Consider the following 12612-nt stretch of genomic DNA (forward strand, 5'->3'; position numbering starts at 1 on the left):
TGGAGTTCGGGTATTTTCAGGATAGATGATAATCGACACTCGTGAAAGCGGCTGAATGACCAGCCGCTTTTCCTGTTTTGTTGGCAAGGAACGTATAGTATAATGAAAAAATGGACAACGAAGCGAAAGACAAGGAGGAAAAACGGTGCACGAAGTCCTTCAATCGATGTTTTCATTTTTGACTAGTTTAGGTTACGCTGGCATCGCTCTTGCCTTGATGGTGGAAGTGATCCCTAGCGAGATCGTGCTGGCTTATGCCGGCTATTTGGTGGCGCGCGGGGATGTCTCGTTCGCTGGTGCGGTGGCGGCCGGAACAGTAGGCGGCACGGCAGCGCAGCTGTTTTTGTATTGGATGGGCTACTATGGCGGACGGCCGTTTCTAGATCAGTATGGGAAATATGTATTGATCCAGAAAAAACATTTGGATGTGGCGGAACGCTGGTTTGCGAAATTTGGCCCCGGCGTCATTTTCAGCGCCCGGTTTATTCCCGTCGTCCGCCATGCGATTTCGATCCCCGCCGGCATTGCTCGGATGAAGTGGCTGCCGTTTACGATTTACACGGTGTTGGCCATCATCCCATGGTCCATCTTGTTTATTTGGTTGGGAGAGCAGCTTGGCCAACGATGGCGGCAAATTGACGAGATGGCAACGCCGTACGTCCGCCCGGCTATCGCAGCGGCAGTGGCGGTGGCGGTGATTTACATCATTTGGCAACGACGACGCCGCGCTGCAGATGAAAACGAGCGCATGAAATAGTTGCTCGTCTGCATGCTGTCGGCTATATTTATACATGAACCATCTTTTGGCTAAATTTTTATGAAAAATGAGGGACGAACGTGAAACGTTGGATTATGATTGCGCTGCTATTCGCTGTGGGGCTATGGCTTGTGCCATACAGCGTGCCGCTTCTCCTCGCGCTTGCGACCGCGCTTTTGCTCGAGCCGTCCATCCGCCGATTGCAAGAAAACTATAAGCTGAAGCGCGTGCACGCCGTCACGGCGATTTTTTCATTGTTCATCATCATTTTTGGGCTTTCCCTTTATTTTCTAGTCGTTATTTTTGTGCAACAAGTGATGGCGCTCTCGCAAAAACTGCCTTACGTGTTAAACGAAGCGACGAAAGTGCTCGACCGCCTCATTCAAACGTGGCAGTCGTATTCCAGCTCCATTCCGCAGGAAATCATCGATTCGCTTGAACGCGGTGTAAATACTGTCGAGCAAATGCTTTTGTCGTTTGCGACCAACTTGACGCAGTCGCTCGTCCATTATATTGCCGCCATTCCGGCGTTTTTGATTCATTTTTTAGTGTATTTGATCGCGCTGTTTCTCATTTGCCTCGATTTGCCTCAGCTGAAGCAAGGCATGCGCCGCTATTTGTCCGAACGGACCGAACAGCGGCTTGGGATGGTCGCCGCCCAGCTGAGCAAAGCGGGGATCGGCTTTTTAAAAGCGCAGTTTTTGCTTAGTTTAATTACGTTTTTCCTCGCGCTGGCTGGCCTTTTCGTGTTGGGGGTCGACTATGCGGCGTTGATGGCGCTGGTCATCGTCGTCGTTGATATTTTACCGATTTTAGGAACGGGTTCCGTGCTTGTTCCGTGGGGGCTCATCAGCATGGCGAACGGCGACAATACGCTTGGCATCGGGCTCATCGTGCTGTTTGTCGTCATCACCGTCGTGCGCCGAATCATCGAGCCGAAAGTGTTTTCCACCAATTTGGGCATTTCCCCTCTCGCCGCGCTCGTCAGCGTCTATCTGGGGTTTCAGCTGCTTGGCTTTATCGGGTTGTTCGTCGGGCCGGTCGTTGTCATTTTGGTTGAGGCGCTTGCCAAAGCCGGAGTCATTAAATGGACGATCAAGCTTTGATTTTTTGGAATAAAGGTCTTTGCAGATGAAAGAGGAAAAACCGGCGAACCGCCGGTTTCAGACTGTTGACAAAATGGTTATAAGACAGTTGTCTTATAACCATTTTGTTCCATTTTTAAGGTTGTTTTTCTTGATGAACGAACCAAAATAGATGCATACTCGAATACATACAGAAAGGAGAGGCCCTTTCTCCACAAGTAGTTCGCCAATTTCTTTAAATTCATGGCAGCACAAACAAGCATCGCCTGCATCTGGTTTCTTTCCAATCCTCGGTAATTCGTCCAGCGCAGACCATGCTTCTCTTTTAAATCTGCAAAATTCCGTTCAATCGTCTGTTTCCTTAATTCATACAACTCGCGATGTTCTGGTACATATCGTAAATGTTCGGCTTCTTCGTAATACTCTTGCCAAACATGGCGTGTCACGACTTTCGTATGATTTTTGCTTGCTGTACACTTTTGAAGGGATGGACATCCCTGACAGATGGATGGATCTGATTTATACTCCCGATAGCCTTCCCGATTCGTTGTTGAATAAGATAACACTTGGTGATTGGGACAAAGGTAACAGTCAAAATGTTCGTCATATGCAAATTCAGATTTTCGGAAGAACCCATCTTTCGTCTTTGGACGAGTATATGGCCAAATCGGATGGATCTCTTGTTCTAATAGGTATTTCGCAATCGCTGGCGTTTTATATCCGGCATCGATGCACACATCTGTTGGGCATCCTTTGATTTCTTGCTTCACTCGCTCAAACAGTTCAAAAAACGCTTGGCTATCATGAACATTGGCGGCAGTGACATACGTGTGTAATATCCAACCATGTCGGTCACAAGCGGTGTGATAAGAGTAAGCAAATACCCGTTCACGTTCATTTTTCACAAACATCCCACTGTCTGGATCTGTTTTACTGACTTTGATTTCTCGTTTTTTTTTATCATTTTCTGGCGGTAGTGGGGATTTCCCATGAGCGATGCGATCTCGCTCAATTTCTTTTTCTAATTCATCTTGATAAGCTTTCGCTTCCACTTCTGCCATTTCTGTTGTGAATTTTCTTTTGTTCGCACTCGCCTTCACATGAGTAGAATCGACAAATACGACACTTGGATCCACAAGCCCGTGTTGAAAGGCTTCTTCCAAGATTCTTGAAAAAATCTTTTGAAAAACATCGGTTCCCGCAAAACGTCGCGTGTAGTTTTTACTTGGTGTCGAATGATGGGGCACAGGATCATGCAGACTCAATCCCAAAAACCAACGATAAGCCACATTTGTTCGAATCTGTTCTACGGTTTCACGCATCGAACGAATCCCAAAGATGTAACGAATCAAATACATTTTGAACAGCACAACGGGATCAAGACTTGGTCGTCCATGGTTAGGAGAATACAAATCCTTGACCATATCGTAGATAAAGGAGAAGTCAATGGCTTTTTCTAGTTTACGAACAAGGTGGTCTTCAGGAACAAGATCATCAATTTTTACCGTTGTTTCGATATGTCTCCGATCTTCTTGGTAACGTTGAAGCATCTTATTCCACTCCTTCAAGATACCCTTATACCTATATATTAAAACAGCTTGTCGACTTTGTCGACAAGCTGAAACCGGCGAACCGCCGGTTTTTCTGTCTGGACATGGGGAAGAGAGTTTTGGCAAAGCGACGGCTAAAGAAAACCGCCCGCTGAAGGCGCGGCGGTCACTGAGTGGATGTCGACGAATCATTGACGTCGGTGAGCGGCAAAATCAAAATTTCGACACGCCGGTTTTTCATCCGCCCGGCAGCGGTGGCGTTGGAGGCGATCGGCTTGTATTCGCCATACCCTTTGGCGCTGAAATAGCGCGGGTCGAGCTGCTTGTTTTCAAGCAGCACTTTCATGAAATTGACGGCGCGCATGACGCTCAGCTCCCAGTTGGAAGCAAATTTCTCGTTATGGATCGGCACGTTGTCCGTATGGCCGCTGATGATGATATTGCGCGGCGGGTTCATGACGAGCAAAGCGGAAATTTCCGCCGCAAGACGCCGGTCTTTCATGCGCACTTCGGCGCTGCCGGAGTCGAATAAAATATCATCCAAAATGGTAATCGCGAGCCCTTCTTCCGTCAAGGAAGTCTGCAGTTTTCCCGTCAGCTTGTTGTCGTGGATGTAGCTGTCGATTTTCGCTTTGATTTGCCTTAATTCTTCTTTTTCCTTTCCGTTTACGGCTGGGGAAGGCTGCTTTGCTTGATGCCGTCCTTCCTCGTCTTGGGCCGGTGGAGTGATCGGCTCGATCGGGCTTTGAAAGTCAAGAACACCCGTTCCGCCGGCAAAGGCGGTGCTAAAGGCGCGCGCAATTTCTTGAAACTTCTTTTGGTCGATTTGGCTGCTCGCAAACAAGACGATGAATAAGGCGAGCAACAGTGTCAACAAATCCGCGTACGGAATCAGCCATGCCTCGCTCATATGGTCGTCATGCTTGTTCTGTTTTTTCTTAGCCATTGGCCGTTTCCCCTTGCACCAGCGCTTGGCGCCGCTCGCTTTCCGGCAAGTATGAGGCGAGTTTTTGTTCGATCATGCGCGGGGCTTGTCCTTCCAAAATGGACAGCACCCCTTCAATCATGATGTAGCGCACGCGCGCCTCTTCCTTCGATTTCCGCCGCAGTTTATTGGCAAACGGATGCCAAAGCACATAGCCGGTGAAAATGCCGAGCATCGTGGCGACAAAAGCGGCGCTGATCGCCTTGCCGAGCTCGGCAATGTTTTCCATATTGCCAAGGGCGGCAATCAGGCCGATGACGGCCCCAAGCACCCCGAGCGTCGGCGCGTACGTGCCTGCTTGGGAAAAAATCGCGGCATTCGCTTCGTGGCGCTCTTCCATGGCAACGATTTCCTCTGTCATGACATCACGGATGAACTCTTGCGTTTGCCCATCGATTGCCATGCTGAGCCCGTTGCGCAAAAACGGGTCGTCAATGTCGCCCAATTTCGCCTCGAGCGCCAGCAGCCCTTCGCGGCGGGCGATATTCGCCCAATCGACGAACAGCGGAATCAGCTGTTCGACCGTTGGCGCCTTTGTTTCCGTGAAAATGACTTTGAAAAGTTTTGGCACTTTTTTAATTTCCTGCGTCGGAAAGGCGATGACGACCGCTGCCGCCGTCCCGACGAGAATGATGAGGATGGCGGCCGGATTGATCAATACAGCAGGCGAAACGCCCTTAAAGTACATGCCCAACCCGACGGCAATGACGCCAAGGATGATGCCGATGACCGATGTTTTGTCCAAATGAATCCCCCCGCTTTTTTCCTGCGAACGATCTACGCCATTAGGCGTTTTTATGAAGAAACCATATTTATCATATACTGAATATAGGAGGTTGAAAAGGGAAAAAGGTGTGACATGAGACGCAAAAAGCTGCCCGCTCCATCAGGCTGACGGAAAGGGCAGCTCCGGTGATCGTCATATTTTTTTCAGTTTAAACGTGCCGACCATTAAAAACGATAAAATGAGCGCCAAAAACATAAAAGATTGCGGCGGGAAGTACGGGATGGCTAAATAACCGAGCGTCATCAGCACCCCGGCGGCGGTGATCGGCAGCCCCGCGAAGTAGCCGTTGTTTTCTGTGATGTTGAAGCGAGCGAGGCGGAAGGCGCCGCAAGCGATGTACAAAACGGTGAATACCGCGCCAGGCGCGCCGAACTCATGGAACAAGCCTTGGTACATCAGCAAGGCGGGAGCGACGCCGAAGGAGACGATGTCGCTCATTGAATCGAGCTGCTTGCCAAGTTCGGATTCAATGTTCATCTTGCGCGCCACAGCGCCGTCAAAGCGATCGACAAACGCTGCTAAAAAAACGAGCAACACGCTCATATGAAGCTGCCCTTTCAGCGTAGCCAGGACGGAAAAGCCGCCAAGCGACAAGTTTGTCATCGTCAAAATGTTTGCCGCGTTTGCTTTCAGCTTTTTTAACGTATAATCTAAATAGTCCGATAAGAACAAGTTTCCCCACTCCTTTTCCAACAGAAAACGCCAAAAGAAAATTCTACTACCATTATACTCATTTTGGCGGTAATATGGAAGGTAGTAACGAATGGCGATGTTGCGCTACTGGAGGGAACGTGCTTGCGAAAATGGCTTTATCGTTTGTTCATCGAGCTGACCAATCACTCGCTTTCTTCAAAGCTGCTCGCTTCGTTTGCCAAATCGCGCCTCAGCGGGCTGTTGATATCATCGTATGCAAAAATTTATCATATTAACCAAGACGAAATGGAAAAAAGCCTAAAAAATTATAAGACGTTGCAGCAACTGTTCGTCCGCCGGCTGAAGGCCGGGGTGAGGCCGGTCGACGCTGATGAGCATACGGTCGTCAGCCCGGTCGACGCTGTCATTGAAGACATGGGCACGATTCGAGAAAACTGTGAAATGATCGTCAAGGGAAAGCCGTATTCCATTGCGGAAATGCTCGGCAGCGTTGAAGCGGCACAACCATATGTGAACGGGTTCTTTTTTATTCTGTATTTAAGCCCGAGCCATTATCACCGCATCCACAGCCCAATATCTGGAGTGATCGAAAGGCAGTGGGCGCTTGGCCGCAAGTCGTATCCGGTCAACCGTCTTGGCTTAAAATATGGGCGTCGGCCGCTCGAAAAAAATTACCGCCTCATCACCGAGGTCACAGCCGGCGGCAAGCGCTTGGCGATCGTGAAAATCGGCGCCATGTTTGTCAACAGCATTGAATTGACCCATGAGGGTGAGCAGCTTGTAAAAGGAGAGGAAATGGCGTATTTTTCGTTCGGTTCAACGGTCGTCTTGCTGTTTGAACGCGCAAGTTTCGCACCTGACCCGCGCATTGTTGCGCCCATGCCGATCAAGGTCGGCGAGCGGCTCGGCTATTGGTGCAAGGCGCACGAGCGCTAAGGCTTTCGGAAACAAAAAAAGCCCGAAGGCCTTCGTTTATGAGGACAGCTTAATTTTGTGGGTCAATGAACGGCGCTGGATTTCTTTTTCAATCAACTCGATGAATTCCGGGCTGAGGTTGAGCTCTTTCGCCTTGAAGTACGACTCGATCAACAGCTCGTCGGACAAATGTTTCATCGGGGGGCGTCCTCCTTTTTGAATGGAATATGGCAAACATGTCATACATATAATGGTAGGTTACTTACAATGTACCATGGCTTGCGAAAGAGAACAACCGTTCCGTTATCCACAGAAAACGGTGGATAACATGTGGAAAACATGTTTATAAAGCGTAGGAAGTGTGATGGCAAGCTTGTGTATAATGTGGGCAACAGTTATCCACAAGATGGAGAGGTGCAAAATTTGTCGAAAATTTTTTCTATTTATCATCGGTAAGCTTTGTTTTGAAACAAACGATAAAATTCGCTATGATGGGAAAAGCAAATGGAAAGGCGGGTGTCCGGCATGCTTCACTGCTTTTTGCCAAGCCAGTTTGCCAAGCGTGTGATCGACATTACTCCGGATGAGCTGAAACAAAAAGGGGTTAAAGGGATCATCACCGATCTGGACAATACGCTCGTTGAATGGGATCGGCCGAGCGCCACTCCGGAGCTGGCCGCATGGTTTGATGCGATGAAGCAGGCGGGCATTAAGGTCGTCATCGTATCGAATAATAATAAACAACGCGTGCAGTCGTTTGCTGAGCCGCTTGGCATTCCGTTCATCTTTGAAGCGCGCAAACCGTTGACACGCGCGTTTTTGCGGGCATTAAAGATGATGGAACTTAAGAAAGAGGAAGTCGTCGTCATCGGCGATCAGTTGCTGACCGATGTGCTTGGCGGCAACCGGCTCGGACTCAACACGATTTTAGTCGTTCCGGTCGCCCAGACGGACGGATTATGGACGCGTTTCAATCGGAAAGTGGAGCGGAGAATTTTAAACATGATGCGCAAAAAAGGGATGATTTACTGGGAGGAATGATCGTGGAGCCACAACTGCGTTGCATCGGCTGCGGAGCGGCCATCCAGTTTGACGATCCGAAAAAGGCGGGCTATGCGCCGAAAAGCGTGCTCGAAAAAGAGGCGGAAGAAATCATTTGCCAACGTTGCTTCCGCTTGAAACATTACAATGAAGTGCAAGACGTGCCGCTTGATGACAGCGACTTTTTAAACATGCTGCATCGGATCGGGGAATCGAAGGCGCTTGTCGTCAACATCGTTGACATTTTCGATTTCAACGGCAGCTGGATTCCTGGCTTGCCGCGGTTTGCGGCTGAAAATCCAATATTGCTTGTCGGCAACAAGGCAGATTTATTGCCGCGGTCGGTCAAATACCCGAAGCTGCTGCGCTGGATGCGCCGCATGGCGGAAGAGCTCGGGCTGCATCCGGTGGATGTCTGTCTTGTCAGCGCGGCGAAAGGAATCGGCATGGCGAAGGTGATGGAAGCGATTGACCGCTATCGCGAGGGCGGCGATGTGTATGTCGTCGGCTGTACGAATGTCGGCAAGTCGACGTTCATCAACCGGATCATTGAAGAAGCGACCGGCAAAGGGAATGTGATTACCACGTCATATTTCCCGGGGACGACACTCGATATGATCGAAATCCCGCTTGAGGGCGGGGCGACGTTGTATGATACGCCAGGGATCATCAACCATCACCAAATGGCGCACTTTGTCGATGCGCGCGATTTGAAAATCATTACGCCAAAGCGGGAAATCCATCCGCGCGTTTATCAGCTCAACGAAGGGCAGACGCTCTTTTTCGGAGGCTTGGCCCGCCTCGATTACATCAAAGGCGGGCGCCGCTCGTTCGTCTGCTACATGGCCAATGAGTTGACGGTTCATCGGACGAAGTTGGAAAAAGCCGACTCCCTTTATGCCAATCAGCTCGGCGATTTGCTCTCACCGCCAAGCAAGCGCTATGCCGCTGAGTTTCCGCCGCTTGTGCCGCGCTCGCTGTCGGTGAAAGAGCGGAAGACGGACATCGTCTTTTCCGGTCTCGGCTGGGTGACGTGCAACGACCCGGGCGCTCAGCTCGTCGTTCATGCGCCGAAAGGGGTCGACGTGTTTATTCGTCAGTCGTTGATTTAATGGAAAGCGGGAGGGGAGAAACGTGGAAAAGGTATACGGGTTGATCGGATTTCCCGTCGAGCACTCGTTGTCGCCGCTCATGCATAACGATGCATTCGCCCGTTTGGGCATTCCGGCGCGCTATCATTTGTTTTCCGTTGAATCGGGGCAAGTCGGTGCGGCGATCGCTGGCGTGCGGGCGCTCGGCATCGCCGGGGTGAACGTGACCATTCCGCACAAATTGGCAGTCATTCCATTTTTGGACGAAGTGGACGAGCCGGCGCGCCGCATCGGGGCGGTCAATACGATCGTCAATAACGACGGCCGGCTCGTCGGCTATAATACAGACGGACCCGGTTATGTCCAAGCGTTGGAAGAGGAAATGAACATCACCTTGGACGGCAAGCGGATTTTGGTGATCGGCGCTGGCGGCGGGGCGCGCGGCATTTACTTTTCGTTGCTGTCGACGGCAGCCGAGCGCATCGATATGGCCAACCGGACGGTGGAAAAAGCGGAGCGGCTCGTCCGCGAAGGGGAGGATGGCCGCTCGGCGTGTTTTTCACTCGCCGAGGCCGAAACGCGGCTTGACGAATACGATATCATTATCAATACCACTTCTGTCGGCATGCATCCGCGTGTCGAGGCGCAGCCGCTTTCCCTTGAACGGCTGCGGCCAGGGGTGATCGTTTCCGATATTATTTACAACCCACTGGAAACGAAATGGCTGAAAGAAGCGAAAGCGCGCGGCGCCCGCGTGCAAAACGGCGTCGGCATGCTCATATATCAAGGGGCGTTGGCGTTCGAAAAGTGGACCGGCCAATGGCCGGATGTCAACCGGATGAAACAGCTTGTCATCGAAGCGTTAAGGAGGTAACATATGCTAACGGGAAAACAAAAACGGTTTTTGCGCGCGCAAGCCCATCATTTGAAACCGATTTTTCAAGTCGGCAAAGGCGGCGTGACGGAAGCGATGACCGAACAAATTGCGGCGGCGCTCGAAGCGCGCGAGCTGTTGAAAGTGAGCGTTTTGCAAAACTGCGAAGAAGACCGCCACGCCGTCGCCGAGCAGCTCGCGGCTGGAACGGGGGCGGAAGTCGTGCAAGTGATCGGCAATACGATCGTCTTATACAAAGAATCGAAGGAGCATAAACAAATCGTCCTGCCCGACTGACAGCGGGATGGTGCGGCAGGCGGCGGGAGGAAAGAAGATGGGAAAAATTGGGATTTTCGGCGGCACGTTTGATCCGCCTCATTACGGTCATTTGCTCATGGCGAATGAAGTGCTTGACGCCCTTCAGTTGTCAGAAATTTGGTTTCTGCCCAACCGCATTCCTCCCCATAAGCAGCACGAACAAGTGACCAAAAGCGAAAACCGTTTGCGCATGCTCGAGTTGGCCGTGGCCGGCCATCCGCGCTTTCACATTGAGACGATCGAGCTTGAACGGGAAGGGCCTTCGTATACGTATGATACGATCCGGCAGCTCGTCGCGATGCATCCTGATGACGAGTTTTATTTCATCATCGGCGCCGATATGGTCGAACATTTGCCGAATTGGCACCGCATCGAGGAGCTCATCGAGTTGGTGACGTTCGTCGGCGTCAAGCGGCCTGGGTTTTCCATGGAAACGCCGTATCCGGTCATTGAGGTCGAGGCGCCGCAGTTTGCCGTTTCTTCCTCGCTCATCCGCGAGCGGGTGCGGAACGGACAGACGATTCGCTACCTCGTGCCAGAAGGCGTTAGACTTTATATTGAGGAGAAGGGGCTATATGGAGCGAGAACAGGCGTTACTGATCGTGAAACAACAGCTGACAGAGCAGCGCTACGAGCATACGCTTGGCGTTGTCGAAACCGCCGTTAAGCTCGCCAAGCAATACGGCGCCGACGCGAAAAAGGCGGAACTGGCGGCGATTTTCCACGACTATGCCAAATTCCGTCCAGTCGAGGAAATGAAACAAATCATTTTGGCGCAAAATATGCCCAACGATTTGCTTGCTTACAACAGCGAGCTATGGCATGCGCCCGTTGGCGCCTATTTAGTGCAGGCAGAAGTCGGCATCGACGATCCGGAGGTGCTGGATGCCATTCGCTACCATACGTCGGGAAGAGCGGGAATGACGCTGCTGGAAAAAATTATTTATTTGGCCGACTATATGGAACCAGGGCGCCGCTTCTCCGGCGTCGACGACGTACGGCGCTTGGCGGAAGAAGACCTCAACCGGGCGCTGTTGCAGGCGGTGAAAAATACGATCGCGTTTTTGCTTGAGAAGCGCCAGCTCATTTATCCAGACACGATTCATGCGTACAATTCACTCGTGCGTGAAGTGAAGGGGGAAGCAAAACGGTGACGGAACAAGAGGCGTTGCAGCTTGTCGTCCGCGCGGCGGATGATAAAAAGGCGGAACAAATTGTCGTCTTGAACATGAAAGGCATTTCGCTTGTCGCCGATTATTTTGTCATTTGCCATGGCAATTCGGACAAACAAGTGCAGGCCATCGCCCGCGAAATTCAAGACCAAGCGGAAGAACACGGCTTGCCGGTGAAGCGGGTCGAAGGATTCCATGAGGCGAAATGGGTGCTTGTCGATTTGGGCGACATCGTTGCACATGTTTTTGCCAAAGAGGAGCGCGAGTATTACAACCTCGAACGGCTCTGGGGGGACGCCCCGACGGAAGACGTCGCGGCTGTGTTGCAGCCATGACATACGGCCGCTTCGCCGATTGGTATGACGCGCTCATGGCCGAGGCGCCGTATGATGCATGGCAATCGTTTGTTGAACGGGCATTCGCCCAATACGCCAAACGTCCGGGCAGACGGGTCATGGACATCGGCTGCGGGACGGGAAAGCTTGCCATTCGCCTCGCCAAGGCGGGATGGCAAGTGTCCGGCGTCGACGTGTCCGAGCATATGCTTGCTATCGCCCAGGCGAAAGCCGAAGCGGCGGGCGTCGATGTGCCGTTTTTCGAACAAAACATGGCGGAGCTCGACGGGTTTTCTGATTTGGATGGCGCCTTCATTTTTTGCGATGCGCTGAACTATTTGACAGGCGAAGAGGATGTGAAGCGGACGTTCGCCGCCGTCTATCGCTCCCTTGGCGGCGGTGGGCTGCTTTTGTTTGACGTCCATTCCGTCTACAAAACGGACGTTTTGTTTCGCGATGCGGTGTTTGCGGATCAAGACGAGGACATCAGCTACATATGGACATGCCATCCACTTGACTGGCCGCACAGCGTCGGGCATGAATTAACCTTTTTCGTCCGCTGCGGCGCCCTTTATGAGCGCTATGACGAATGGCACGAACAGCGCACGTTCGAGCGCGCCGCCTATGAGCAATGGCTTTATGACGCCGGTTTCGAAGTGCTTGAGGTGACCGCTGACTTCACCGATGCGCCCCCGACCGAAACGGCGGAGCGCTTGTTTTTTGTCGCGCGGAAGCGGTGAGCCGGAATAGACAAAAAAGAAGGCGCTGTTGCCAATGATGTATTTGAGATGCTTGAACACCGCTCGAAATAGGGCAAAAAGAGCCGGAGGGGCTCTTTTCTTTTTTTCATCCGGATGTGGAGACCAGGGGGCGCATGTATCACTATAAAGCGCTGTGAAGATCGACACGATTCGGCCGCTGTATGTTTTCTGCAAAGAAAAAATACAGAGTTTTGCAAGGAAAAGTGCAGAGAATGACAACTTGACATGGAGCCTCTGGGGGCGTGATTAAAAAGCCAGGAAGCCAGCAATATCAAGGGCTGGCTATG

Annotated in this window: 16 protein-coding genes; 11 read left to right on the forward strand and 5 right to left on the reverse strand. The window is 51.5% G+C overall.

The genetic code is table 11. The features are described from left to right. Positions 1-145: 145 nt before the first annotated feature. Together LG52_RS02705 and ytvI are read left to right on the forward strand one after the other, a co-directional pair. Positions 146-757 carry a DedA family protein gene (locus tag LG52_RS02705; protein ID WP_044730761.1) on the forward strand — a complete coding sequence of 204 codons (612 nt, stop codon included), beginning with the start codon at positions 146-148 and terminating at the stop codon, positions 755-757. 80 nt (positions 758-837) lie between these two features. After that, positions 838-1863 (forward strand): sporulation integral membrane protein YtvI, encoded by a 1026-nt coding sequence (ytvI, locus tag LG52_RS02710; RefSeq protein WP_044730762.1) that lies wholly within the window; start codon positions 838-840, stop codon positions 1861-1863. Positions 1864-1940: 77 nt separating this feature from the next. Here the strand turns inward: ytvI and LG52_RS02715 are convergent, their stop codons facing one another. The 4 genes from LG52_RS02715 to pssA all read right to left on the reverse strand — a co-directional run bounded on the left by LG52_RS02715 (position 1941) and on the right by pssA (position 5836). Then, positions 1941-3392: an IS1182 family transposase gene (locus LG52_RS02715; RefSeq protein ID WP_231584414.1), complete on the reverse strand. Its 1452-nt coding sequence runs from the start codon at positions 3390-3392 to the stop codon at positions 1941-1943. Positions 3393-3558: 166 nt separating this feature from the next. Beyond that, complete coding sequence (gene motB / locus LG52_RS02720; RefSeq protein ID WP_044730763.1) at positions 3559-4338, reverse strand: flagellar motor protein MotB; 780 nt, start codon at positions 4336-4338, stop codon at positions 3559-3561. After that, on the reverse strand, positions 4331-5122 hold the full coding sequence (motA, locus tag LG52_RS02725) for a flagellar motor stator protein MotA (RefSeq protein WP_044730764.1): 792 nt from the start codon (positions 5120-5122) through the stop codon (positions 4331-4333). The genes motB and motA overlap by 8 nt, the downstream gene beginning before the upstream one ends. Positions 5123-5296: 174 nt before the next feature. Next, the gene (pssA, locus tag LG52_RS02730; protein WP_013524185.1) at positions 5297-5836 is read right to left on the reverse strand and encodes a CDP-diacylglycerol--serine O-phosphatidyltransferase; all 540 of its coding nucleotides are present in this window, start codon (positions 5834-5836) and stop codon (positions 5297-5299) included. Positions 5837-5959: 123 nt separating this feature from the next. Between pssA and LG52_RS02735 the strand changes: the two genes are divergently transcribed. Beyond that, positions 5960-6754 carry a phosphatidylserine decarboxylase gene (locus LG52_RS02735; RefSeq protein ID WP_044730765.1) on the forward strand — a complete coding sequence of 265 codons (795 nt, stop codon included), beginning with the start codon at positions 5960-5962 and terminating at the stop codon, positions 6752-6754. Positions 6755-6790: 36 nt separating this feature from the next. On the opposite strand, the gene LG52_RS02740 is transcribed toward LG52_RS02735, so the two are convergent. Continuing rightward, a complete protein-coding gene (locus tag LG52_RS02740; protein ID WP_008879941.1) occupies positions 6791-6931 on the reverse strand; it encodes a sporulation histidine kinase inhibitor Sda in 141 nt (46 codons plus the stop codon). A 327-nt stretch (positions 6932-7258) separates the two neighbouring features. On the opposite strand from LG52_RS02740, the gene LG52_RS02745 reads away from it, so the two are divergent. From LG52_RS02745 to LG52_RS02780, 8 genes are read left to right on the forward strand one after another with little or no spacing between them, the layout of a single operon-like run. After that, positions 7259-7774: a YqeG family HAD IIIA-type phosphatase gene (locus LG52_RS02745; protein ID WP_044733061.1), complete on the forward strand. Its 516-nt coding sequence runs from the start codon at positions 7259-7261 to the stop codon at positions 7772-7774. A 2-nt stretch (positions 7775-7776) separates the two neighbouring features. Then, on the forward strand, positions 7777-8886 hold the full coding sequence (gene yqeH, locus LG52_RS02750; RefSeq protein ID WP_044733062.1) for a ribosome biogenesis GTPase YqeH: 1110 nt from the start codon (positions 7777-7779) through the stop codon (positions 8884-8886). Between the two features lie 22 nt (positions 8887-8908). Then, entirely contained in the window at positions 8909-9739 is an 831-nt protein-coding gene (gene aroE / locus LG52_RS02755) for a shikimate dehydrogenase (RefSeq protein WP_044730766.1), read from the forward strand. Between the two features lie 3 nt (positions 9740-9742). After that, entirely contained in the window at positions 9743-10036 is a 294-nt protein-coding gene (gene yhbY / locus LG52_RS02760; protein ID WP_013524182.1) for a ribosome assembly RNA-binding protein YhbY, read from the forward strand. A 37-nt stretch (positions 10037-10073) separates the two neighbouring features. Beyond that, positions 10074-10724 (forward strand): nicotinate-nucleotide adenylyltransferase, encoded by a 651-nt coding sequence (locus tag LG52_RS02765; protein WP_044733063.1) that lies wholly within the window; start codon positions 10074-10076, stop codon positions 10722-10724. Beyond that, complete coding sequence (gene yqeK, locus LG52_RS02770; protein ID WP_044730767.1) at positions 10633-11211, forward strand: bis(5'-nucleosyl)-tetraphosphatase (symmetrical) YqeK; 579 nt, start codon at positions 10633-10635, stop codon at positions 11209-11211. Before LG52_RS02765 ends, yqeK begins: the two co-directional genes overlap by 92 nt. Beyond that, positions 11208-11564 carry a ribosome silencing factor gene (rsfS, locus tag LG52_RS02775; RefSeq protein ID WP_044730768.1) on the forward strand — a complete coding sequence of 119 codons (357 nt, stop codon included), beginning with the start codon at positions 11208-11210 and terminating at the stop codon, positions 11562-11564. Before yqeK ends, rsfS begins: the two co-directional genes overlap by 4 nt. Further along, the gene (locus LG52_RS02780; RefSeq protein ID WP_044730769.1) at positions 11561-12304 is read left to right on the forward strand and encodes a class I SAM-dependent DNA methyltransferase; all 744 of its coding nucleotides are present in this window, start codon (positions 11561-11563) and stop codon (positions 12302-12304) included. The genes rsfS and LG52_RS02780 overlap by 4 nt, the downstream gene beginning before the upstream one ends. Positions 12305-12612 lie beyond the last annotated feature (308 nt).

The organism is Geobacillus kaustophilus (genome assembly GCF_000948285.1).
GTDB classification, from domain to species: Bacteria; Bacillota; Bacilli; order Bacillales; family Anoxybacillaceae; genus Geobacillus; species Geobacillus thermoleovorans_A.

Bases quoted from the DNA above. Each gene is read 5' to 3' on its own strand.
- LG52_RS02780 (WP_044730769.1), top strand. From the start codon at position 11,561: ATGACATACGGCCGCTTCGCCGATTGGTATGACGCGCTCATGGCCGAG.
- LG52_RS02745 (WP_044733061.1), top strand. From the start codon at position 7,259: ATGCTTCACTGCTTTTTGCCAAGCCAGTTTGCCAAGCGTGTGATCGAC.
- LG52_RS02765 (WP_044733063.1), top strand. From the start codon at position 10,074: ATGGGAAAAATTGGGATTTTCGGCGGCACGTTTGATCCGCCTCATTAC.
- yhbY (WP_013524182.1), top strand. From the start codon at position 9,743: ATGCTAACGGGAAAACAAAAACGGTTTTTGCGCGCGCAAGCCCATCAT.
- yqeK (WP_044730767.1), top strand. From the start codon at position 10,633: ATGGAGCGAGAACAGGCGTTACTGATCGTGAAACAACAGCTGACAGAG.
- LG52_RS02740 (WP_008879941.1), bottom strand. From the start codon at position 6,931: ATGAAACATTTGTCCGACGAGCTGTTGATCGAGTCGTACTTCAAGGCG.
- motB (WP_044730763.1), bottom strand. From the start codon at position 4,338: ATGGCTAAGAAAAAACAGAACAAGCATGACGACCATATGAGCGAGGCA.
- LG52_RS02715 (WP_231584414.1), bottom strand. From the start codon at position 3,392: ATGCTTCAACGTTACCAAGAAGATCGGAGACATATCGAAACAACGGTA.